At 36.5% G+C, this 22,991-nt stretch carries 21 protein-coding genes; 15 read left to right on the top strand and 6 right to left on the bottom strand.

Annotated features, from left to right (window positions below; genetic code table 11):
- The first annotated feature begins 8 nt into the window (after positions 1-8).
- The 12 genes from neuC to ULVI_RS14725 all read left to right on the top strand — a co-directional run bounded on the left by neuC (position 9) and on the right by ULVI_RS14725 (position 12,645).
- Positions 9-1,166 carry a UDP-N-acetylglucosamine 2-epimerase gene (gene neuC / locus ULVI_RS14780; protein WP_068593578.1) on the top strand — a complete coding sequence of 386 codons (1,158 nt, stop codon included), beginning with the start codon at positions 9-11 and terminating at the stop codon, positions 1,164-1,166.
- Positions 1,166-1,855: an acylneuraminate cytidylyltransferase family protein gene (locus tag ULVI_RS14775; RefSeq protein ID WP_068593577.1), complete on the top strand. Its 690-nt coding sequence runs from the start codon at positions 1,166-1,168 to the stop codon at positions 1,853-1,855. Before neuC ends, ULVI_RS14775 begins: the two co-directional genes overlap by 1 nt.
- Positions 1,852-3,261, top strand: a complete 1,410-nt coding sequence (locus tag ULVI_RS14770; RefSeq protein ID WP_068593576.1) for a hypothetical protein — start codon at positions 1,852-1,854, stop codon at positions 3,259-3,261. The genes ULVI_RS14775 and ULVI_RS14770 overlap by 4 nt, the downstream gene beginning before the upstream one ends.
- Entirely contained in the window at positions 3,254-4,297 is a 1,044-nt protein-coding gene (locus tag ULVI_RS14765) for an exostosin domain-containing protein (RefSeq protein WP_068593575.1), read from the top strand. The genes ULVI_RS14770 and ULVI_RS14765 overlap by 8 nt, the downstream gene beginning before the upstream one ends.
- On the top strand, positions 4,298-5,026 hold the full coding sequence (locus ULVI_RS14760; RefSeq protein WP_068593574.1) for a hypothetical protein: 729 nt from the start codon (positions 4,298-4,300) through the stop codon (positions 5,024-5,026).
- A gap of 3 nt (positions 5,027-5,029) precedes the next feature.
- A complete protein-coding gene (locus ULVI_RS14755; RefSeq protein ID WP_068593573.1) occupies positions 5,030-6,163 on the top strand; it encodes a glycosyltransferase family 4 protein in 1,134 nt (377 codons plus the stop codon).
- Positions 6,156-6,707 (top strand): serine O-acetyltransferase, encoded by a 552-nt coding sequence (locus ULVI_RS14750; protein WP_068593572.1) that lies wholly within the window; start codon positions 6,156-6,158, stop codon positions 6,705-6,707. The genes ULVI_RS14755 and ULVI_RS14750 overlap by 8 nt, the downstream gene beginning before the upstream one ends.
- The gene (locus ULVI_RS14745; protein ID WP_068593571.1) at positions 6,704-7,813 is read left to right on the top strand and encodes a glycosyltransferase family 4 protein; all 1,110 of its coding nucleotides are present in this window, start codon (positions 6,704-6,706) and stop codon (positions 7,811-7,813) included. The genes ULVI_RS14750 and ULVI_RS14745 overlap by 4 nt, the downstream gene beginning before the upstream one ends.
- A complete protein-coding gene (locus ULVI_RS14740) occupies positions 7,813-8,871 on the top strand; it encodes a glycosyltransferase family 4 protein (protein ID WP_068593570.1) in 1,059 nt (352 codons plus the stop codon). The genes ULVI_RS14745 and ULVI_RS14740 overlap by 1 nt, the downstream gene beginning before the upstream one ends.
- Positions 8,868-10,229, top strand: coding sequence for an O-antigen ligase family protein (locus ULVI_RS14735; RefSeq protein WP_241781001.1), 1,362 nt, complete (start codon positions 8,868-8,870; stop codon positions 10,227-10,229). The genes ULVI_RS14740 and ULVI_RS14735 overlap by 4 nt, the downstream gene beginning before the upstream one ends.
- 298 nt (positions 10,230-10,527) lie before the next feature.
- Positions 10,528-11,214 carry a glycosyltransferase family 4 protein gene (locus tag ULVI_RS14730; protein WP_317039847.1) on the top strand — a complete coding sequence of 229 codons (687 nt, stop codon included), beginning with the start codon at positions 10,528-10,530 and terminating at the stop codon, positions 11,212-11,214.
- Positions 11,215-11,250: 36 nt separating this feature from the next.
- Positions 11,251-12,645 carry a sugar transferase gene (locus ULVI_RS14725; RefSeq protein ID WP_068593568.1) on the top strand — a complete coding sequence of 465 codons (1,395 nt, stop codon included), beginning with the start codon at positions 11,251-11,253 and terminating at the stop codon, positions 12,643-12,645.
- An 81-nt stretch (positions 12,646-12,726) separates the two neighbouring features.
- Here ULVI_RS14725 and ULVI_RS14720 read toward each other — a convergent pair whose 3' ends face one another.
- Both ULVI_RS14720 and ULVI_RS14715 read right to left on the bottom strand, forming a co-directional pair.
- On the bottom strand, positions 12,727-13,932 hold the full coding sequence (locus tag ULVI_RS14720) for a lipoprotein N-acyltransferase Lnb domain-containing protein (protein WP_241781000.1): 1,206 nt from the start codon (positions 13,930-13,932) through the stop codon (positions 12,727-12,729).
- A gap of 112 nt (positions 13,933-14,044) precedes the next feature.
- Positions 14,045-15,112 carry a putative type IX sorting system protein PorV2 gene (locus tag ULVI_RS14715; RefSeq protein WP_068593670.1) on the bottom strand — a complete coding sequence of 356 codons (1,068 nt, stop codon included), beginning with the start codon at positions 15,110-15,112 and terminating at the stop codon, positions 14,045-14,047.
- Between the two features lie 132 nt (positions 15,113-15,244).
- Between ULVI_RS14715 and ULVI_RS14710 the strand changes: the two genes are divergently transcribed.
- Both ULVI_RS14710 and ULVI_RS14705 read left to right on the top strand, forming a co-directional pair.
- Positions 15,245-15,994, top strand: a complete 750-nt coding sequence (locus tag ULVI_RS14710) for a CDP-alcohol phosphatidyltransferase family protein (protein ID WP_068593567.1) — start codon at positions 15,245-15,247, stop codon at positions 15,992-15,994.
- 160 nt (positions 15,995-16,154) lie between these two features.
- Positions 16,155-17,210, top strand: coding sequence for an NAD(P)-dependent alcohol dehydrogenase (locus tag ULVI_RS14705; RefSeq protein WP_068593566.1), 1,056 nt, complete (start codon positions 16,155-16,157; stop codon positions 17,208-17,210).
- 346 nt (positions 17,211-17,556) lie between these two features.
- On the opposite strand, the gene lptB is transcribed toward ULVI_RS14705, so the two are convergent.
- From lptB to ULVI_RS14685, 4 genes are read right to left on the bottom strand one after another with little or no spacing between them, the layout of a single operon-like run.
- Complete coding sequence (gene lptB / locus ULVI_RS14700; protein WP_068593565.1) at positions 17,557-18,297, bottom strand: LPS export ABC transporter ATP-binding protein; 741 nt, start codon at positions 18,295-18,297, stop codon at positions 17,557-17,559.
- A gap of 56 nt (positions 18,298-18,353) precedes the next feature.
- On the bottom strand, positions 18,354-18,707 hold the full coding sequence (locus tag ULVI_RS14695) for a carboxymuconolactone decarboxylase family protein (RefSeq protein WP_068593564.1): 354 nt from the start codon (positions 18,705-18,707) through the stop codon (positions 18,354-18,356).
- 14 nt (positions 18,708-18,721) lie between these two features.
- Positions 18,722-19,570, bottom strand: a complete 849-nt coding sequence (gene tatC, locus ULVI_RS14690; protein WP_068593563.1) for a twin-arginine translocase subunit TatC — start codon at positions 19,568-19,570, stop codon at positions 18,722-18,724.
- Positions 19,571-19,618: 48 nt separating this feature from the next.
- Positions 19,619-20,596 carry a KpsF/GutQ family sugar-phosphate isomerase gene (locus ULVI_RS14685; RefSeq protein ID WP_068593562.1) on the bottom strand — a complete coding sequence of 326 codons (978 nt, stop codon included), beginning with the start codon at positions 20,594-20,596 and terminating at the stop codon, positions 19,619-19,621.
- Between the two features lie 183 nt (positions 20,597-20,779).
- Between ULVI_RS14685 and recQ the strand changes: the two genes are divergently transcribed.
- Complete coding sequence (gene recQ / locus ULVI_RS14680; RefSeq protein ID WP_068593561.1) at positions 20,780-22,975, top strand: DNA helicase RecQ; 2,196 nt, start codon at positions 20,780-20,782, stop codon at positions 22,973-22,975.
- Positions 22,976-22,991 lie beyond the last annotated feature (16 nt).

Genomic DNA, 22,991 nt, shown 5'->3' with positions numbered 1-22,991 from the left:
TAAAAGATATGTCTAAACGTAAAATTTGTGCTGTAATAACCGCCAGACCTTCGTACAGTCGGGTAAAAACCGCTTTACAGGCAATTAAAGAACATCCCGAATTAGAATTACAATTAGTGGTTGCGGGTTCGGCATTATTAGATCGTTATGGAAATGCGGTCGATTTTATTGAAAATGATGGGTTTACAATTCATGAAAAAGTATTTATGGTACTTGAAGGCGAGAATAAAACCGCAATGGCAAAAACCACAGGGTTGGGTGTTATGGAGCTGGCGAATGTGTTTTATAACCTACAACCCGATGCTGTGCTCACCATTGCCGACCGTTTTGAAACGATAGCAACTTCTATTGCTGCTGCCTACCAAAACATTCCACTTATACATTTACAAGGAGGAGAAGTGACAGGAAATATAGACGAAAAAGTACGACATGCGAATACCAAATTAGCAGATATTCATTTTGTAACTTCTCAAGATGCAAAAGAACGCGTTATAAAAATGGGAGAAGATGAAGCCTATGTTTTTAATACAGGGTGTCCTTCTATCGATATTGCGGCAACGGTATTAGAAGATTCTAAACTAGATTTCGACCCATTAAAAAAATATGGTGGAGTAGGAGAACAAGTTTCGTTTAAAGAAGGATATATTGTAGTTATGCAACACCCCGTAACGACTGAATACGATCAAGCAAAAAAAGATGTGCTAAAAACGTTAAAAGCAGTAGATAAACTAAATATTCCAACGTTTTGGTTTTGGCCTAATGTAGATGCAGGTGCCGACGGAACTTCTAATGGAATTCGTTCCTACCGAGAAAACAATAGTCCGAAGAATATTCACTTTTTTAAGAATATGGAACCCCACGATTTTTTAAAACTTCTTGTAAACAGTGACTGCTTAGTAGGTAACAGTAGTGTTGGTATTAGAGAATGTTCTTTTTTAGGAGTTCCAGTAGTAAACATAGGAACGCGACAAAACAGACGTCTCCGGGGCGAGAATGTGATCGATGTTGCCTATGAAGAAGAAGCAATAACTGAAGCTATAAAATCACAACTTGAGGCTCCCAGAAATATAAAGAGTTCTATATATGGAAATGGTGACAGTGGTAAAAAAATCGCTGAAATATTAGCGAGTGTAGAACTTAGGTTTCATAAAACCATTACCTATTAATGCGTATCCTCGGACTCATACCTGCACGGGGCGGAAGCAAAGGAATTCCTAATAAAAATCGGAAAGACTTAAATGGAAAACCCTTGTTACAATATACCATAGAAGCTGCTTTAGCATCAGAAAAACTGGAGCGTGTTGTGTTTACTTCGGAAGACGAAACTCTTATAACACTGGCAACTAAAATGGGCGCAGAGGTTCCCTTTGTGCGTCCCGCTTATCTTTCCCAAGACACTTCGGGTTCATTAGAGGTGGTACAACATGCTTTAAAGGAGCTTTCAATAAAAGGCGAAAACTTCGATGCAGTATGTTTACTTCAAGTAACAACTCCATTTAGAAGCCCTTTATTTATAGATGAAGCGATTTCCGTATTTATAAAAAAGCAAACCGATTCGTTGATCTCTGTTCAGAAGGTCCCGCACCAATACAATCCACACTGGGTATTTGAAGCCTCCAGGCAAACTCTAAAAATAGCCACGGGCGAAAAAGAGATTATTAAAAGACGACAAGAGCTACCAGAATCTTTTATTCGTGATGGCTCAATTTATATTACAAAAACAGAAGTGTTGTTAGAACAAAATTCTTTCTTCGGAACGACCATTTCGTATCTTGAAAGCAATCCTAAAACCTATGTAAATATCGATACTGAAGCAGATTGGAAAAAAGCTGAGACCATAGCAAAAACACTATGAAAAAAAAGCTACTTTTTGTTGTCCCAGACGGAGTTGGTATAAAGAATTACTTGTATTCCGATTTGTTAACACACCTCAAAGAGGATGCCGATATAACGTTTTGGTCGGCACTTCCTGAAGCTGCTTTTAGCGAGGTGGGTGCGCTTCATGATATTTCAATTAAAACAAAACAGTTGGTTTTAGCAAAAGAGCCTTTGCGGACTCGGCTTTATCGGGAAGCGGCTACATATGCTAGATTACTCCATAATTCGAAGCATAGGGAGAACCCTACGATTATGAGCAGCTGGAGGAAAAAGAACAAGAAAGGAAAGCTAAAAATTTTATATACCGTGGCAGAATTTTTAGGTCGCTGGGCTTCCAAGCGATATGCACGGATACTTAAATTCGAACAGAAAAGTAGAGAAAATTGGTCTTCAGAGATTATTTCTTCCTACCAGCAGCAACTTAAAGAATTGGCTCCAGATAACATATTTATTACCCACCAGCGGGTTGCGTCGCTTATGCCAATATGTTTAGCTGCACGCAAAGAAGGCATCCCTGTAATAAGTGCTATTTATTCTTGGGATAATTTACCAAAAGCCCGGTTAGCAGTTCAACCAGATACTTATTTGGTGTGGTCTTCGTATATGAAAACCGAAATGGAACAGTACTATCCCGAAATAGATCAGGAAACTGTACTAGTGACAGGAACCCCGCAATTTGAGTTTTATTTTAAAGAGGACCTGTTTTTAGACCGAGATTCATTCGCTAAACAAAACGGACTGGATGCTCATAAAAAGTGGGTATGTTATAGCGGTGACGACGTTTTAACTTCTCCCAACGACCCCGAGTATTTGGAACACATGGCAGAAGCGGTATTGCGAATCCCAGAAGAGAGACGACCACAGTTACTTTTTAGGCGTGCCCCAGTAGATGCTTCAGATCGTTTTAATGCTGTGTTAAAAAAATTTGAAACACTTATTATACCGCTTGACCCCATCTGGGAAGCTTCTATGAAAAATTGGGGATGGTTTTTTCCGAAGACAGACGATCTAACCATGTTGGTGAATCTAGCGCGGCATTCAGAATTTGTCGTAAATATTGGGTCTACCATGGCACATGATTTTGCCGTTTACAACAAACCCTGTTTTTATATTTTTTACGATTCTCCTAAAAATCCCGACTGGTCGGTAGACACTGTATATAAATTTCAACATTTTAGAACAATGACTCATTTGGATGCTGTAGGTTGGATTAAAAATAAAAATGAATGGGATAAAGCGTTACAGCAGGGTCTTGAAAGTCCTAAGGTGATAGGAAAAGACAAGAAGGAATGGATGAAAGTAATTGTAGAACATCCGCTCACAGAGAGTTCGAAACAGATCGCAACCTATTTGCTTTCAGAAAATACGGTGTGTAATGATTAAACTGTATACCGATAGTGAGTTACTGAAGGATGAAACATCGGTAAATGTTTTTCCGCTATTACAGCAATTAGCTGTTGTTAATTCTAAAATAAACGCCATCTATAAATTGGTGCCAACGGTTGCCGAATGTGATTTTACAATACTTCCATTACGTGTTGAATATTTGTATGAACAAGGAAAGAAAGAGTATGTTCATAGCTTTTTTAAACGTTCACGTACCCATAAAAAACCCATACTTCTGTTTACAAGTGGGGATTATGGAATGAGCTTTAAGAAAGAGGACATTTATACGGTGCGGTTAGGAGGTTTTAAATCTAAGATGCACACCAATACGTTTATCATGCCTCCGTTTATTGAAGATCCTTTGCATTTTTTAGGAGAATCATTTATTCCGTTAGAAAAAGAAGATCAAGCAGCTATTGGGTTTGTAGGGCACTCTAATGCAGCTGTGACCAAACAAATAAAGGAATGGTTGTTATTTGTAAAAGGAAATGTTCGGCGGATGATGGGGAAAGATCCATCAGATATTCAGAGGTTTTATCCTTCGAGCGCAAAAAGATACCGGTATTTGCGGTTGCTTCAGAAGAATGACACTGTTGTAACAAATTTTATTTTCAGAAAAAAATATAGAGCAGGAGTGATTACTTCAGAAGAAAGAAAGCGCACTTCTTTGGATTTTTATGAAAATATCTTTAACAACCCCTACACATTTTGTCTTCGAGGGACAGGGAACTTTTCGGTACGGTTTTATGAAACACTTGCCATGGGTCGCATTCCTATACTAGTAGATACAGACTGCAAACTTCCTTTCGAAGATGTAATTAATTGGAAGAATCACATCTTTATAATAGAAGAGAAAAAAGTCGCCAATATTGCAGCGGAACTTCAAGCTTATCATCGAAATAAAATGGCTTCAGATTTTGTCTCTCTTCAAAAAGAGAATCGAGAATTATGGAAATCTTATTTTACGAAAGATGCTTATTTTGACCAGTTGGCAGTATCTTTAAATAGGGTGTTGAAACTTAATAAGAGCTAAATGGAAGTACGCTTACGTAGAAAGATTAAAAAATTATATTTGTTTTTCTTCGGAACAAAAAAATATGAGAAAGTGGTTATAATTTGCAGATCACGTACAGGTTCTAATTACCTTATAAGTTTGCTTAATAATCAGTACGGGGTGCAGTTTACAGGTGAAATATTTAGGCGGCTGCATGGAAGAAATACCTTAAAAATATGGAATGCTTTCTTCGGAAGTAAACGGAAATCGGTGAAATACGTAGGATTCAAACTATTTTACGATCACCCTTTCGATTCTGATGATCGCACCGTTTGGAAAAAAATTGAAGAAGACAATTCTATCAAAATTATTCACCTTGTTAGAAATAATATAGTACGTTCTATTGTTTCGAAAAAAATTGCTGAAGAGACTGATGCTTGGGTGTATAAAGAGGGGCAGTCACAAAGAAAAATTTCTATAGATCCACAAGAGCTTATGCACGAATTTAACCATACGCGAGCTCATGAGAAACGTATTAGAGAAAAGTATAGCTCGCGAGAGTATCTTGAAATATCGTATGAAGAATTAACGACAAGTACCAATGTGGTTATGAAGCGCGTTGGTGAGTTTGTTGGGTTTCAGTATCTTTCGAAAAAAAGTCAATTGAAAAAACAAAATAAAGGAGGGTTACAAGAACTTATAGTAAACTTTCACACCCTGCAGGAAACTATAAAAGATCCAGAAATAGTTGCCTGTTTAAAGGAATAATCTATGCACATTGTATTTCTTTCTAACGAATATCCACTTTGGACCTCGGGTGGTTTGGGGACATTCCTTCAGACCTTTGGAACAACCTTGGTGCAGCATGGTCATAAAGTACATATAGTAGGAATTAATACTATTTCTAAAAGAGAGGTATTAAAAGATGACGGTGTAGAAATTATTCGTTTGCCAAAAAATAAAAGTGTTATACCCAATTTTTTATACAACTCAAAAGCCTTTAATAAGGAGCTTCGTTCGATTCATAAAAAAACAAAAATTGATATAATTGAAACCCCAGAATCGGGACTTGCATTACTTTCTAAACGACATCCTGCAAAGAAAATAATACGGTTACACGGAGGACATCATTTTTTTTCTGAAGCTGAACGACGTGGTATTAATCGTAGGAAAGCTATTTTAGAAAAACGATCTTTTAGAAAAGCAGATGGTTTTATAGCTATTTCTGAATATGTAAAAGAGCATACAGAGAAGTATCTTAATTATCGGAATAAGCCAGTGCGTATTATAAGGAATATGATCGATACTGATGTTGAAATTCCAAAAGTTACAGAACGGTTAAATCATATTTTATTCGCAGGTACAATTTGCGAGAAGAAAGGGGTGCGTCAACTGTTGGAAGCTTTTAAGATAGTTCGAACCCAATATCCTGAGGTTAGATTAGATTTATATGGAAGAGACTGGTTTTTTCCGAACGGCGATTCGTACATTGAAATGTTACACAATAAATATGATGCAAGTTTTTTTAAGAACGTGACGTTTCATGGAAGTGTATCGAGAACTTTGCTTACTACAAAATATGCTGAGGCGAGTATCTGTGTTTTTCCATCACATATGGAAACGCAAGGCTTAGTATCGCTTGAAGCGATGCTACTTTACAAACCCGTTGTTTTTTCTAAATACGGACCAGGACCAGAAACAATTATTCATAAAGAGACAGGTTTATTATGCGATGTCTATAATCCTGCCGATATTGCCGAGTGTATTTGCTGGTATCTAGAAGCGCCCAATAAAGCAAAACAAATAGGAAAAAATGCTGGAGAATTGGTTCGGCAACGTTATAATAAAACAAAATTACTGGAAGAAAATATCTCTTTTTATAAACACATACAGACCGATGGGTAAGTTTTCTTCAGATTTAAAAAAATACAAGAAATACTCTGGTAAATCTGCGCTGGTAGTATTATTTACTCAGCAAGGTTTATGGGCATTATGTGTATATCGTTTATATAATGCAGTTTTTAGAAGCAAATTGCCTACATTTTTAAAAGTTCCTTTACTAATTTTAGGAGTTATAAGTCAGAAATGGATCGAGATTGTGACGGGAATTTCTATTCCGTATTCAGCAACGATTGGACACTCATTTTACGTTGGACATTTCGGAAATATTATTATAAATGCAAACGCTGTAATTGGGAACAATTGCAATATTTCTCAAGGCGTTACCATTGGGGTAAGCGGAAGAGGTACCAAACGTGGAGTTCCTATCCTTGGTAATAATGTGTATATTGGCGCAAACGCAACAGTAGTAGGGAACATTAGAGTTGGGGATGGTGCTGTAATAGGTGCAAACTCGTTAGTTGTAAAAGATGTTACAGAGGAAACTACAGTTGTTGGAGTTCCAGCTATAGAGGTAAGTAATAACAATTCTAAGGCATATATAAAGTGAAATTTTTGGTTGTCACATTAGCACCTACGCTTCAAGAAGAAGGTCTTTATTATTCGTACGCGCCCTATGTGAAAGAAATGAATATGTGGTTCGATTTGGCAGATCAAGTTACCATAGTTTCACCCACTCAATATAGTGACACGTTACTAAAAGGTTCCTTTAAAAGGAAAGACCTTCAAATAGTTTCCATACCGTGGATTTCATTTGCCACCCCTTTGCAGGCTTTAAAAGCATTTGGCGCCTCTATTTATATTTTTTTTGTAATCTTAATTCAAATGCGCAAGGCAGATCATATCCATTTGCGCTGTCCAGGAACAATCTCCTTAATTGGATGTGTGGCACAAATTTTTTTTCCGAAGAAATCTAAGACGGCTAAATATGCTGGAAATTGGGATCCGAGGGCGACACAACCGCTTAGTTACAGAATACAGAAATGGATCTTACAAAACACGACACTTACTAAAAATATGAATGTATTGGTGTATGGAGTATGGCCAAAACAAACAAAGAATATTAAATCTTTTTTTACTGCGAGTTATCGAAAAGAAAAAATCTTAGAAAGTACTTCTCGAACAATAACAGCGCCCTATCGTTTTCTATTTGTAGGAAGTTTATCTGAAGGCAAACGCCCGCTATATGCGCTCCAATTAATAGAAGCTTTAATTAAAAGGGGGATAATTTGTAGATTAGATTTGTTTGGTGATGGGGCAGAAAGGCGAGCGCTTTCAACTTATATTCTAAATAATAACCTTTCAGAACATATTACGTTACATGGCAATAAATCCGCACAAGAAGTAGAAGAGGCCTATAAAAAAAGCCATTTGTTACTATTACCCTCTAAATCTGAAGGATGGCCAAAAGTTGTAGCAGAAGCGATGTTCTGGGGTGTTATTCCTGTAGTGACCGCCATATCGTGCGTGCCATGGATGCTAAATAATGAATCTAGAGGATTGCTACTACAATTAGATTTAAATAACGATGTGAAAGCATTACAGACACTCTTAATGAACGAGAAGGAATTGCAAAAGCTATCTAATAACGGACGAATATGGTCGCACCGTTATACATTAGATGATTTTGAGAATCAAATAAAAGAATTAGTGTAATGCGAGTTTTACAGCTTATAGATTCTTTAGATGGGGGAGGCGCAGAACGAGTAGCCATTACTTTTGCGAATGCTTTGGCTTCAACGGCTACAACAGATTTTTCGGCAATTGCAGCAACAAGGAAAGAAGGATTGTTAAAAAAGACTATTTCTGAAAGGGTAGAATATACATTTGTAAACAAGAAAAAAACACTAGATTTTTCTGCCTTATTAAGACTTAGAAAATTTGTATGCCTACACAACATTCAAATTGTTCATGCCCACACCACCTCTTTTTTCTTTGCTACGTTGCTAAAAATTGTATGCCCTAATATTACTTTGTTTTGGCATGAACATTTAGGAAGTCGTGTAGAAATGTCTCGCTCAGAGAACAAAACCCTATATTTCTGTTCCTTTTTTTTTAAAGGAATTATTACAGTTAATAGCGAACTTAAAAATTGGTGCTTGCAAAATCTTGCAACCAAAAAAGTGATGTACCTTCCCAATTTTGTACTTTTAGATACCTTTGAAGCTATACGCAATCATAAAGAAAAAGTGATTGTTTGCCTAGCAAATTTACGAAGTCCTAAAAACCATCTAAATTTGCTTGAAGCATTTCGTATCGTTCATCATCAACATCAAGATTGGCAGCTTCAGTTAATAGGAAAAGATAGTAATGACCTTTATTCTGAATCACTAAAACAATACGTTGCAGAGCATGGGTTATCTAAGGTTGTGGAATTTACCGGAAGTGTTTCTTCAGTAGACAAATATTTAAATAGAGCTTCAATAGGGGTATTGTCATCAGATAGCGAAGGGCTGCCTATGGCACTATTAGAATATGGCGGTGCAGGACTTGCAGTGGTAACTACAAATGTAGGATATTGTAAAGAAGTAATTCAAGATACTGGGAGAGTAGTAGCCGTAAAAGATTCGCAACAGTTAGCTGCAGCACTTATAGATTATATAGAAAATGATACGCTTCGAAAAAAAGATGGAGCAGCATTTCGAAATCAAGTTGAAGCGAGGTATTCTCTAAAAGCTGTACTTCCCGAACTATTGAAATTTTATAAAAGTTGAAAATAAATAATCAGATTCCAGTTTCTAATAGTGTCTACATACGTCTTATCATGTTGCACATAGCAATGGGATTAATTGTTTTTGTAGTAGAAGCAAGTTCGAAGATTTTCTTTTTGGTTGGTATTATATATTTCTTATACCGAGTTTTTTCGAACGGAAATAGAAGAGATGAGGTGTTGCTAGGAGCAGCCTATGTTACAGGTTTTGAAGTTTTCTCAAGGATGACAGGTGGGGCAATTTCTTATGAATTTGCTAAATACATGGTTATTATTTTTTTAGTAATAGGAATGTTCTTTAAAGGTTTCACCACCAAATCGTGGCCTTATGTAATATTTATTTTATTCTTAATCCCAGGAATTTTTGTGGCTTCTATAAGTTTAAACTATGAAGCAAAATTTGGAAACGCAATAGGGTTTAATTTAAGTGGCCCTTTATGCTTAGCAATTTCGGCATTATATTGTTATGACAGGAGGATATCAATGAGGCGGTTTCAAGGAATTCTTTTAGCATTACTTCTTCCCATCATTGCAACAACTGTCTATTTATATCTGTACACGCCTAATATTAGAGATGTATTAACAAATACGGCCTCTAATTTTGCAGCTTCCGGTGGTTTTGGTCCCAATCAAGTTGCTACTATATTGGGGCTTGGCGTATTAATTTTATTTTCTCGTTTTATATTAATAAGAAATACATTTATTAATATAATCGATATATCTCTACTCGGTTTGGTAGGTTACAGAGCTATCGTTACTTTCTCTCGAGGAGGCGTAATTACAGGGGTTGTTTGTGTTTTGTTACTATTGGCGACCTATTTAATTCAATCGAAAGGAAAAGATAGAGTTAGCATAGTTCCTAAAATTTTAGTTGCTTCGGCCGTTGTTGTATTCACTTGGGTTATAACTTCGATAGCTACTGTTGGTTTTATCGATAAAAGGTATGCGAATCAAGATGCGGCTGGACGTGAAAAAGAAGATCTTACCACGGGAAGAAGTGAGTTAGTATCTACCGAATTGCAGGCTTTTTATGAAAATCCCATCGTGGGAATTGGAGTTGGAAAAATGAAAGAATATCGTCTCGAAGAAACAGGACGCCTTTCTGCGACGCACAATGAAGTAAGTAGAACGTTATCTGAACACGGCATCCTCGGAATATCTGCCCTACTTATTTTAATAATTACGCCTTTAGTTTTCAGAATTAAAAACAAATCAAACCTTTACCTATATACCTTTTTAGTATTTTGGTTTTTAACAATAAATCATTCCTCAATGCGAATTGCGGCTCCTGCATTTATTTATGGACTAGGACTTATCACTATAATTCATGTTACAAGGAAAACTATTATACATAGGAAATAAACCCTCTGCACAAGGAGGTACGTTAACAACTATAGAAAGTCTCTCTGCTCTATTAAAGCAAGAAGGGTACCGTATAGAAACCGCCTCTCACAAAAAAAATAAAATTTTTCGACTACTTCATATGCTCTATTGTGTTTGTAAGCACCGAAACGTCGTTAGTAAAGTACTTATAGATACGTACAGCACTCAAAATTTTTATTACGCAGTATATGTAGCTAAGCTTTGTAGGATCTTCAAGATACCTTACATTCCAATTCTTCATGGAGGGAACTTGCAGGAACGTTTAAAAAATAGTCCAATGCTGAGCAATAAATTATTTAATAATGCGGCTATAAACGTCTCTCCATCTCTTTTTTTAAAGGAAATGTTTCAAAAAAGAGGCTATAACAATGTGATATTTATACCGAACTCTATTGAACTGGAAAAGTATCCTTTTTTACTTCGGAAAGCATATCCTCCTAAATTATTGTGGGTTCGTTCATTTTCTGAAATATATAACCCAATGTTGGCATTAAAAGTTTTAAAGCAACTTGTTGAAAACGGGATAGCTGCCAGTTTATGTATGATAGGTCCCGAAAAAGATGGTAGCTTAATGAAATGCAAAGCCTTTGCTGAAGCAGAAAATCTTCCCGTAATATTTACTGGGAAATTAACAAAGGAAGAGTGGATAACGCGCTCTAAAGAATCTACCATTTTTTTAAACACCACCTTTTACGATAACATGCCAGTAAGTGTGATTGAAGCGATGGCACTTGGTCTTCCTGTTATTTCTACCAATGTAGGAGGAATTCCATTTCTTATCCAAACAAAGATTAACGGACTGTTAGTTCCTCCCGATAATACAGAAGCTATGATTTCTGCCATTACTCATTTAACTACCAATCCCGAAGATGCTATGCAAATTGCTACTAATGCCAGAAAGATTGTAGAGGATTTCGATTGGATAAATGTAAAACAAAAATGGATGAAAGTTCTAAACGAATAAATAATTACTACTTTTAGCATCATAACCCCCCAACTAATGTCTCATAAGTCTAGTATTCATTTTGATATTTCAGAACGTAAAGTTTTGTTGCGAATTGTAGATATCGCCGCTGTTTTGGGAATTCTATATTTAGTAGGTTTAGTTTTCGATTTCGATTATTTTAAAATTAATGCAAGGCATTGGGTTTGGTCTATCGTGTTGGCACTATACTTAACTGTTTTTGCAACCATTTTCGAATTGTATAACCTTCAAAAGGCGAGTAAGTATGAAACTGTGGTGCAAAATATTATTTTAACTACCTCTCTTACAGTTCTTTTTTATTTACTAACACCATTTTTTACACCAACACTTCCCGAAAACCGGCTACAGATTGTTTACTTTTTTGTTGCCATGAACATTGCACTGTTTATTTGGCGCTATGCCTATATCGTACTTATATCTGCTCCTCGTTTCTTTAAACGTGTTCTATTAATTGGGAATGGCGAAGAGATAGTAACAATTATTGCTTCATTGCAAAAATCGGATCCAAATTATAAAGTTGTTGGTTTTATACATTCTGGTTCTTCAAATTTTAAAAGAGGATTGTTTCAAAATATTCAAGAATTCAAAGTTGAAAATGTAGCGAAAACGGTTCAAAAAGAATTTATTTCAGAGGTAGTAGTAGCAACCCCTCAAAGTGATGGAATGACTGTTGCCTTATACAACCAACTTATTTTGTTATTAGAACAAGGAACTCCAATTCGCGAATATACACAGGTGTATGAGGATATCACGCGTCGAGTTCCTGTGCAGCACGTTGATAAAGATTTTTACAGATATTTTCCATTTAGTCGAAGCAATCAGAATAAATTGTACCTTTTTTTACATCGCATCCTAGATCTTATCTTATCTGTTATTGGACTTACAGTAGGACTAATTTTATCGCCGATTATAATTTTTGGAAACTTATTGGGTAATCGCGGACCTATTTTCTACACCCAAACAAGGGTGGGACAAAACGGGCAACATTTTAAAATCTATAAGCTTCGAAGCATGGTCATCGATGCTGAAAAAGATGGGGCTCAATTTGCATTAAAAAGAGACGCACGAGTAACTAAATTCGGACGATTTTTACGAAAGTCACGATTCGATGAAATTCCACAGTTGGTTAATGTGATTAAAGGAGATATGAGTGTAATTGGTCCTCGACCCGAACGCCCCATATTTGTAAAAGAACTTTCAGAAAAAATCCCTTTTTATGAAGTGCGTCACTTAGTAAAACCTGGTGTTACAGGTTGGGCACAAGTAAATGCAAAATATGGTGTGTCTCAAGAAGACGCTCTCGAAAAGCTGCAATACGATTTATATTATATTAAACACCGGAGCATCTTCTTAGATATTAGTATCGTAATTAAAACACTAAGTACCATTATTTTCTTTAGAGGACAGTAAAGGGAGGTAAGTAAGAATACTGTGTAGGTAATACAATAAAAGGAGAATCTTATATGTATTTAATAATTATAGATTTTAAGCTTATCCATTATTTACTGCTTCTTTATTTTCTCGTTTTAAATATCCTACCAAATAAATATATCGCACCACAAGCGCAATTAAAAAAGGAATGAGTGCTTTTGCGAAAACCTGTACTCCAGTAAACCAATGGAAAAACATTAGTGCAAGCAATAAAATAAGAAAAAAGACATAGCGTTGTAACCAGCTTTTTGGTTTTGCCTTTCCGATAAGTACACAGAATAAGAGACTCAAAGGAAATGCCCAAAGCAAATTATAATTGGTATAAGTTGCAGTATGGTCAGTGCCAAACCATAAAAATAATAATAGTGCTCCCGCAAGTCCTGTTACAAAAAAGATAAGCGCATCTAAAAATCGAGAACGTTTATTATTTCTGAAATCTCTTACCGTAAGATAAATAATTACAAGGGCGATAATTCCGAAAATGAATAACGGACTCATAATAAAATTTGAAGATACTTTGGTTCGTGTTGACTCGTAAAGAGTAGCAGTGTTTTTCACTAAAGGTTTGCTGGTGTGACCTCTTTGCAACTTCGCATTTTCTGAAGCTTTGAAAACATAGTCGGGTAAAAATTGATATTCTATAGGAGTTGCCTCTTTATCGATGACAGCACCTAATGCAATATCGATGCCCAAACTTCCCCAAGAATTCCATGCCAAATTATGCTGTATAAGATCTCTAAACGTATAGGGTTCTTCACTTATGGTTTCAGAATAAGTAAGTCGATCACCTAAAACCTCTTGTAATACATCTCTAATTTTAGTCGCACAATTGTCATAAAAGAAATCGTATTTATAAGCTCTATTTTCGGGCTTTGCGTTGTCTTGTAAAAAGCGAAATACAGCTTCCTTTTCAGTTTCGTTTAAATTTAAAATCTGTTCTTTTACCCAGCGATCCTGTCGTTTATAGCGTGTTAAAAAAGGTTCGTACGATTCTGTAGCAAGCAGGTACAATAATTTTCCGCGGGCGAATTTGGTGTAAAAATTAGGGGTGCTAAAATCGTATACACCATAATTATATACTATATCATATTGGTGAATTTCATCTTTAATTCTAAATGCACTATGTCCAAATTTATCGTATAAAGCATCGCCAGGACCTATGGTTAAAATAGAAACCTCGGCAGTTTCAGAAATAGGTATGTACTGTGCTTGTGATGAAAAAGCAGATAAAATTAAAACGAGCGTGAGAATGGAAGTACGAATCACCGAATTCAGAATATAAAAGGATTAATAACTGGGATATAACACATTTCTTTAAATGAAAATGAGATGCAAAGGTAAAGACTTTATAGCTGAAATATTATAGGAATAAATAGCGCTATCTAAAAATATCCCAATCTAGCTTTAAAGAGAAGACATTCGAGTACAAAGCCGCACTCTGGTCGCCGATATCGGTTAGCGCATAATCCACTTGAATTCCTTTGTATTTAAATCCAACTCCAATATTGGGTTGAAATCCTACAGATTCGGTACCGTCGAGCTGTTCTACATTTTGAAAGTTTCCAACTCCCGCTCGAACAAATACTAAGTCGATATAACCAAATTCTAACCCACCAGAAGGAGTGAAACTTGTAAATCCGGAAGAAAATATGTCATTTGTTTCTGCAAAACGAAAATTAAGATCTATTTCCGTGAGCAATGAAAAATCGTAATGAAAGATGAATTTTCGGGAAACTCCTAGCTGTAACTTTGGAATAGTGATTTCGGTAGTTTCTGGCAATTCTTGATTTTGTCCTTCTACCGCTTGTGAAATTTCGGCAAATTTATCTTCGTCGATACTCCAAGCGTTGAAGGTAGTCGTTATGTCTCGTGCCATAAGTCCGATTTTCCAATCGCCCCTCTGAAATTGCAGCCCAGCATCCAGTCCGAAACCCCATGAAGAGGCAAAATCACCAATAATACGACGAATCACTTTTGCATTTACACCAAAATTTAATCCGTCGAGCGGGAGGCTTCTTGCATACGAAAAAGTTACTCCGTAGTCGGCCGTAGAGAACAAACTAATGCGGTCATAATTAATTTGCCCTTCATCATCAATAAGCTGTGTGGTATTTAAAATATCATCTACACCAAATCGAATCACCGATAATGCAATCGCACTTCTATCATCGAGAGGCATAGCGAACGCGGCATAATCGTAATTTGCAATATTAGCAAAGTAGGAGGCATGCATTAAAGAAAGTTGCTTGTCTTCGAGATGTACCAAACCAGCAGGGTTCCAATAGCCAGAATTTACATCGGCAGTCGAGGCTGTCACTGCATTCGCCATCCCGAAAGCAGCCGCATCTACTCCAATATTCATAAATTCATTCGAATATTTTCTAGTAGTTTGTGCCTGTGTTACAAATGCAACAAACAATATAATAACAAGTAATTCCTTTTTCAAGCGCTGATTTTTCTGCAAATATCTTACTATTTTACACAATAGTAAACTATAAATTTTTGGACATATTGTGTATTCGTAGCATTAGACGTAAATTGTTTTCTATTTTTACAAAATACATTAGGAAACCTTCAAATGAATATTATAAAACAAATTCCAAATATTATTACGTCACTTAATTTATTATGTGGCTGTGTAGCTGTTTTATTCGCTGTTTCGGGCGATTTAGTAACGACAGCTATTTTTGTTTTCTTCGGAATTTTCTTCGATTTTTTTGATGGTTTGGCAGCACGAATGCTAAACGCACATAGTAATGTAGGATTAGAATTTGATTCCTTGGCAGATATGATTACCAGTGGCGTGGTACCCGCTATTGTTATGGTGCAGTTGTTAAGTGAAGCTTTCTTCGGAAGCTACATCGATTTGTCTGAAGCTTTTTCACCGAATGGTTGGAATCGAGGTTTTTCTAAATATTTGCCATTAATCGGGTTGCTTATAGCTGTCGCATCTGGGTATCGCTTGGCAAAATTTAATGTAGATACGCGACAAACCAGTAGTTTTATAGGACTTCCAACTCCTGCAAATACCTTATTAATATTAAGTCTTCCGCTAATTCTACAGTTTCAGCACTCCGACTTAATAGAGAGTATCCTTTTAAATAAATGGTTTTTAATAGGTCTTACCCTCATAAGCTGTATATTATTAAATGCCGAATTACCACTGTTCGCATTAAAATTTAAAACTTGGGATTTTAAAAGCAACGCCATTCGCTACGTCTTTCTGTTGCTTTGTATTGTGTTGATTGTTGTTTTAAAATTTATTGCAATACCTGTAATAATACTATTGTATATTCTTCTCTCATTGTTTTGGAAACCAGAAAAATAAACGTGTAACATTTTAATTAGTGTCTAATAACCGTTAAATATTAACTTCGGTTAAGAGAGTGTGTTAATCTATACCTAAAGTTGGTTGCGCATAGCCTTGAATGGCTGTTTTTCGTTATATTTTTGTAATTCAATACAAATAAAAAAAGAAAAAAAATTATATGAGCGAAGTAAAAGCATATGCAGCCCCGAAAGAATCGGCAGATCTAAAGCCGTTAGATATTAAACGAAGAGCAGTAACTAAAGATGATGTTGAAATAGATATAGAATACTGTGGTGTATGCCATAGCGATATTCACACTGTACAAAACGATTGGGGTGGTTCTCAATACCCTGTAGTTCCAGGTCATGAAATTATAGGTAGAGTTACTTCGGTAGGAGAAAATGTAACCAATTATAAAAAAGGAGATCTTGTAGGTGTTGGTTGTATGGTAGATTCTTGTCAGACCTGCGATTCTTGTAAAGAGGATTTGGAGCAATATTGTGAGAACGGAAATACGATGACTTACAATGGAGAAGACAAACATCTTGGAGGACATACCTTTGGAGGGTATTCTGAAAAAATTGTTGTTGATACTAAATTTGTCTTGCGAATTCCTGAAAATATTGATCCGAAGGGTGCAGCCCCATTACTTTGTGCAGGGATTACAACGTGGTCTCCATTAGCACATTGGGGTGTAAAAAAAGGAGATAAAGTAGGAGTGATCGGTCTTGGTGGGCTAGGACATATGGGAATTAAATTTGCCCATGCATTAGGAGCACATACGGTTATGATCACCACATCGCCTTCTAAAAGTGAAGATGCCAAGAAATTAGGAGCCGATGAGGTTTTAATTTCAAAAGATGATAAGGAAATGGAAAAACATGCCAATTCTTTTGATTTTTTACTGAACACGGTACCGGTAGGTCATGATACGAATCCGTATATCCAATTACTGAAGCGTGATGCCACGATGGTGTTGGTTGGAGCAATTGAACCGTTAGACCCTATTCATGGTGGCGGATTAGTACTGAAACGTAAAAAGGTTGCTGGTTCATTAATTGGTGGAATTAAAGAAACACAAGAGATGCTTGATTTCTGTGGCGAGCATAATATTACAAGTGATGTTGAAATGATCGACATGCAAGATATAAATAAGGCATTCGATCGTGTAAAAAGTTCGGATGTGAAGTATCGTTTTGTAATCGATATGAAGTCGTTGAAAGAAAGCAAGTAGAAAATTTAAGCCTGCTTAGTAAAGCTTCGGAAGATTCGTCTTTCGGAGCTTTTTTTATTGGTTTTATAAGAGATGATAGAAGGGTGCGCGGGTAGGTTGTAAGGAAAGTTTGAAGTTAATTATGAATAAGTTACAAAGTTGCTGAGGAATATCTTTTTAAATACTCAATTTTCAATGCTGAATGTTCAATGCTTGCTGTTCATTAATGCTTAGGCTAAAATAAACCTGCGTTAGGGATTGAACGGTGTGTTTGAGCTCTTTATTGAAGCGATAGCGGAAGTAAAAGCGAGTAGTGAAAGCCCGACGCTTCGCACTTTTTGTTCTAAAAGTTGTGAAGGGTAACGCCCTAAAAATTAAGTTTCTTTTTACGCAACTCGAAGTTTTGTCCCAAGTACACTTTACGAACCATTTCGTCTTCGGCAAGTTCTTCGGGTTCGCCGTGTTTTAGAATACTTCCTTCGAACATGAGATAGGTACGATCGGTGATGGCGAGGGTCTCCTGTACGTTGTGATCGGTGATGAGGATTCCGATATTTTTGTTCTTAAGCTGTGCAACGATTCGCTGTATGTCTTCTACGGCAACGGGATCGACTCCGGCAAAGGGTTCATCGAGCAGAATGAAGTGAGGATCGGTGGCTAAAGCTCGAGCAATTTCGGTTCTACGACGTTCCCCACCACTTAAGAGATCTCCCCGATTGGTACGAATATGTCCCAGTCCAAATTCTTCAATGAGCGATTCCATTTTTAAATGTTGCTCTTTCTTTGAAAGTTTGGTGAGTTGTAGTACGCTTAAAATATTGTCCTCAACACTTAGTTTTCTAAATACCGATGCTTCTTGTGCGAGGTACCCAATACCGTTTTGTGCTCTTTTGTACATGGGGTATTTTGTGATCTCAGTTCCTTCAAGAAAAATTCGTCCGCCGTTGGGCTTAATTAGACCCACGATCATATAAAAAGAGGTGGTTTTTCCGGCACCGTTTGGACCTAGCAGTCCGACGATTTCTCCTTGATTTACTTCCACGGTGATGCCTTTAACAACTTTTCGTCCTTTATAGGACTTCATAAGATTTTCGGCTCTTAGCTTCATGGTTGTGGGTTTATATGAGGAACGTTAAAAATACCAATAAATTTCACGGTAAAAAACTACTGTGCTTGAGTTTCTAATGCTTCCCAGTATTCGTAAGCTCTTCTAAGATGGGGAATAACAATGGTTCCACCAATAAGTAGCGATACACTCATGGCTTCTACAGCTTCTTCTTTGGTTACATTAAGTTTAAAACATTCTTCTAAGTGATATCTAACACAGTCATCACAACGAAGTACGAGGCTATTTCCTAGTCCCATAAGTTCTTTGGTGCGCTTTGGTAACGCTCCTTCGGTGAATGCATTGGTGTCTAAATTGAAGATTCTTTTTACGATCTTGTTATTGTCTGCCAAAAGTTTCTCGTTCATTTTAGAACGGTAGGCATTAAATTCTTCTATGCTGTTATTTGCCATTTTTTTTCGGAAGCCTATTTGTTGGCTTTTTCTTTTTTAAGTTTTCTTTTTTGATTGCGAATTACCGCTTTAGAGATAAAAATGCTGATCTCGTATAAAATTATTACAGGAACCGATACGATGATCTGACTGGCGATATCGGGCGGCGTTATTATTGCTGAAATAATGAGTACAATAACGAGTGCAAATTTTCTATATTTTCGAAGGATTTCTGGTGTAACAAGACCCACCTTCGTTAAGAAGTACATGACAATAGGTAGTTCGAATATTAGTCCACTAGCAAGTACCGAAGCACGTACTAAAGAAATGTAACTACTAAGATCGAAATCGTTGAATATAGTTTCACTTACTTGGTAACTTCCTAAAAAATTAATCGATAATGGAGTAACTACATAATAGCCAAATAGTACTCCTATAAAGAACAATAAAGAGGCGATGATAATAAAACCCCGGCTGTTTTTACGTTCGTTGGGCATAAGACCAGGGCTAACAAACTTCCAAAATTCGTATAGAACATAGGGGAATGCTATTATAAGTCCTGCGGTAATGGAGGTCCAAATATGTGCTGAAAACTGTCCTGCCATCGTTCTACTTTGAATACGAAAAGGCATTTCGTCGAAACAGAAACTATCTTCGAATCCGAGATAGGACGCGGCTTCACATAAAATTTTATAGGTGGGGAAGGTTCCTTTTGCAGGTCCGAAAAGCAACACGTCGAAAATAAACTCTTTCGCAATAAAAGCACCGGTAGCAACAATAACAACGGCAATCGTTGCGCGTATTAAGTGCCAACGTAAGTCTTCGAGATGGTCGAGGAAAGACATCTCTTTTTCTGAATTTGTTTGTTGCAAGCGTTTCGCCATAAATTTCGCCTTTGAAAGAAGCGACTGCAAAAATACATTAGAAAATCGTTAAATGATACCTTCTTTAGTAAGATTATGAATGTGTACTACACCGCAGTATTTACCGTGATCTTCTGCCAATATTTGTGTAATTCCATGGGTGTCCATTAATTCCATTGCTTCGATTGCCATTGCATCGTTATTAATGCGCTTGGGGTTTTTAGACATAATGTCTTTAGCGGTAAGTCCAGAGAAGTTTTCAACCTTAGTAAGCATTCTACGTAAGTCACCATCGGTAATAATGCCTACAATTTCATCGTTTTCTACAACGGCAGTTACGCCTAGCATTTTTTCAGAAATCTCTACAATTACATTTTTAAGATCGGTATCGGGATGAACTTGTGGTTTTTCATTGAGTGAAGTAAGATTACTTACCCGCAGGTATAATTTTTTTCCAAGAGAACCACCTGGGTGGAATTTCGCAAAATCATTGCTTGAAAATCCGCGAAGATTTAATAAACACATTGCTAAGGCATCTCCAACAACTAATTGTGCAGTAGTACTTGTTGTCGGGGCAAGATTATTGGGACATGCTTCTTTTGCAGCATAGGCATGCATAACAAAATCTGCTTGTTGGCCTAGAAATGATTCTCGATTTGAAGTAATAGCAATTAGTTTATTTCCAATCGCTTTAATAAGCGGCACCAATACTTTAATTTCTGGAGTGTTTCCGCTTTTAGAAATACAAATAACGGTATCGTTGTGTAAAATAGTTCCCAGGTCTCCATGAATAGCATCGGCTGCATGCATAAAAATTGCTGGTGTACCCGTAGAGTTTAAGGTGGCAACTATTTTTGTAGCGATATTGGCGCTTTTTCCTATTCCTGTAACGATTACCCTACCTTCTGAATTGAAAATTGTTTCGACCGCATTGGCAAATTCTTCATCGACAAGATTGGCTAAATTGAGTATAGCATTCCCTTCTGTTTCAATAGTCTCTTTCGCTACTTTGATAATTTGTTGTTTCTGACTCAAAATTTTAAGCATTTGAATGTTTGTAACTGTTTCAGAAATTAGTATATTTAAATATTGAGGAAAACGTACTAACCCCGAATTATATAATATTAAGATGCAGTTAAGCCGTAAAGGTTGCAAAATTACAATTGTTCAATCACTCTTACAATGTATATTGTATCTTATAATTTTTAATAGTAAATTAATCCAAGCAGCGTGACCGATATCGATATATACGCAGCACTCAAGAAATATTTTGGATTTACCCAATTCAAAGGACTTCAAGAAGAAGTTATAAAAAGTATTCTTGCCGGAAAAGATACCTTCGTAATTATGCCTACCGGCGGAGGGAAATCTTTGTGCTACCAATTACCAGCTCTTATAGAAGAAGGTACAGCAATTGTTGTATCTCCACTAATTGCTTTAATGAAAAATCAAGTGGATGCCTTACGGGCGCTTTCTTCGGAAGAAGGAATTGCGCACGTACTTAATTCGTCCCTTAATAAAACCGAAGTAAAAAGAGTAATGAGTGATATTAATAATGGCATTACTAAGCTATTATATGTTGCTCCCGAATCTCTTACAAAAGCAGAATATGTTGCTTTTCTACAAACCCAGAAGATCTCTTTTTTAGCAATCGATGAAGCTCATTGTATTAGCGAATGGGGTCACGATTTTAGACCCGAATATCGAAATTTAAAAAGTATCATAGACCGCATTGGATCTAATATTCCCATAATTGGTTTAACTGCTACGGCCACACCAAAGGTTCAAGAAGATATTCTTAAAAATCTATCAATACAAGATGCAAATACATTTAAAGCTTCCTTTAATCGTCCAAACTTGTATTATGAAATAAGACCTAAGACCAAAAATGTGGACGCAGATATCATTCGGTTTGTGAAGCAACACGAAGGAAAAAGCGGAATTATTTATTGTTTGAGTCGAAAACGTGTTGAAGAATTGGCGCAGGTGCTTCAAGTAAATGGAGTAAAAGCAGTACCCTATCATGCAGGTCTAGATGCCAAAACCCGTGTAAAACATCAAGACATGTTTTTAATGGAAGATACCGATGTGGTAGTCGCAACCATTGCCTTCGGGATGGGAATAGATAAACCCGACGTGCGTTTTGTAATTCATAATGACATCCCCAAGAGTATAGAAAGTTATTATCAAGAAACGGGTCGCGCGGGTCGCGATGGAGGTGAAGGGCATTGCCTTGCCTATTATAGCTATAAAGATATTGAAAAGTTAGAGAAGTTTATGAGTGGTAAACCTGTTGCTGAACAGGAAATTGGCCACGCCTTACTTCAAGAAGTCGTTGCTTTTGCTGAAACTTCTATCTCCCGAAGAAAATTTATTCTCCATTATTTCGGAGAAGATTTCGATAACAAAACTGGAGAAGGAGGCGATATGGATGATAATATGCGTCATCCTAAAAAGAAACACGAAGCCAAAGATGAAGCTGAAAAATTACTACAAATTGTAGAACGTACCAACGAACAGTATAAATCGAAAGAAGTGGTGAATGTATTGGTTGGAAAAGTAAATGCGATGATCAAGTCGCACCGTACCGATACCCAGCCTTTTTTCGGATCGGGATCTGATAATGATGCCGCGTATTGGATGGCTCTAATGCGACAATTACTGGTAGCAGGATATCTTAAAAAGGATATTGAAAGTTATGGTGTTATAAAATTAACGAAGCGCGGGAGAGAATTTGTGAAACATCCAACCTCTTTTCTCATGACCGAAGATCACTCGTTTAAAGATGCAAACGATGATAATATAATTGTTGCCGAGCAGGGTAGTGGAGATGTGGTAGATGATCAATTATTTAAATTGCTAAAAGCGGAACGAAAAAAAGTTGCCGACAAACTTAACCTGCCTCCGTTTGTGATTTTTCAAGATCCTTCGTTAGAAGATATGGCTTTAAAATATCCAGTTACGCTTGAAGAACTTTCAAATGTATTTGGAGTTGGGGAAGGAAAAGCGAAAAAATATGGAGGTTCCTTTCTTACACTTATTGCCAACTATGTGGAAGAAAACGATATTTTACGACCCGATGATTTTGTCGTAAAATCTACAGGAAGCAACAGTGCTTTAAAGTTGTATATTATTCAGAATGTAGACCGAAAACTGCCTCTAACCGATATTGCCAGTGCAAAAGGGTTAGAGATGCCAGAATTCATTAAAGAAATGGAAGCTATTGTTTACAGTGGTACTAAGCTAAATATTGATTATTGGTTGGAAGACATTTTAGATGAAGATCAACAAGAAGAGATTCACGACTATTTTTTAGAAGCAGAAACCGATAAAATTGAAGTTGCGATGGAAGAATTCGATGGAGAATACGATATTGAAGAACTTCGTTTGTACCGTATTAAGTTTATTAGTGAAGTTGCTAATTAATATTACTTTTAATTGA

The sequence above is a fragment of the Cochleicola gelatinilyticus genome (genome assembly GCF_001637325.1).
Taxonomy (GTDB): Bacteria; Bacteroidota; Bacteroidia; order Flavobacteriales; family Flavobacteriaceae; genus Cochleicola; species Cochleicola gelatinilyticus.
Note: the sequence above shows the minus strand (reverse complement) of the source record. Positions and strands in the feature narration are given on the sequence as shown.

Coding starts and splice junctions, on each gene's coding strand:
- neuC (WP_068593578.1), top strand. CDS start 9: ATGTCTAAACGTAAAATTTGTGCTGTAATAACCGCCAGACCTTCGTAC.
- ULVI_RS14775 (WP_068593577.1), top strand. CDS start 1,166: ATGCGTATCCTCGGACTCATACCTGCACGGGGCGGAAGCAAAGGAATT.
- ULVI_RS14770 (WP_068593576.1), top strand. CDS start 1,852: ATGAAAAAAAAGCTACTTTTTGTTGTCCCAGACGGAGTTGGTATAAAG.
- ULVI_RS14765 (WP_068593575.1), top strand. CDS start 3,254: ATGATTAAACTGTATACCGATAGTGAGTTACTGAAGGATGAAACATCG.
- ULVI_RS14760 (WP_068593574.1), top strand. CDS start 4,298: ATGGAAGTACGCTTACGTAGAAAGATTAAAAAATTATATTTGTTTTTC.
- ULVI_RS14755 (WP_068593573.1), top strand. CDS start 5,030: ATGCACATTGTATTTCTTTCTAACGAATATCCACTTTGGACCTCGGGT.
- ULVI_RS14750 (WP_068593572.1), top strand. CDS start 6,156: ATGGGTAAGTTTTCTTCAGATTTAAAAAAATACAAGAAATACTCTGGT.
- ULVI_RS14740 (WP_068593570.1), top strand. CDS start 7,813: ATGCGAGTTTTACAGCTTATAGATTCTTTAGATGGGGGAGGCGCAGAA.
- ULVI_RS14730 (WP_317039847.1), top strand. CDS start 10,528: ATGCTGAGCAATAAATTATTTAATAATGCGGCTATAAACGTCTCTCCA.
- ULVI_RS14725 (WP_068593568.1), top strand. CDS start 11,251: ATGTCTCATAAGTCTAGTATTCATTTTGATATTTCAGAACGTAAAGTT.
- ULVI_RS14710 (WP_068593567.1), top strand. CDS start 15,245: ATGAATATTATAAAACAAATTCCAAATATTATTACGTCACTTAATTTA.
- ULVI_RS14705 (WP_068593566.1), top strand. CDS start 16,155: ATGAGCGAAGTAAAAGCATATGCAGCCCCGAAAGAATCGGCAGATCTA.
- lptB (WP_068593565.1), bottom strand. CDS start 18,297: ATGAAGCTAAGAGCCGAAAATCTTATGAAGTCCTATAAAGGACGAAAA.
- ULVI_RS14695 (WP_068593564.1), bottom strand. CDS start 18,707: ATGGCAAATAACAGCATAGAAGAATTTAATGCCTACCGTTCTAAAATG.
- tatC (WP_068593563.1), bottom strand. CDS start 19,570: ATGGCGAAACGCTTGCAACAAACAAATTCAGAAAAAGAGATGTCTTTC.
- ULVI_RS14685 (WP_068593562.1), bottom strand. CDS start 20,596: ATGCTTAAAATTTTGAGTCAGAAACAACAAATTATCAAAGTAGCGAAA.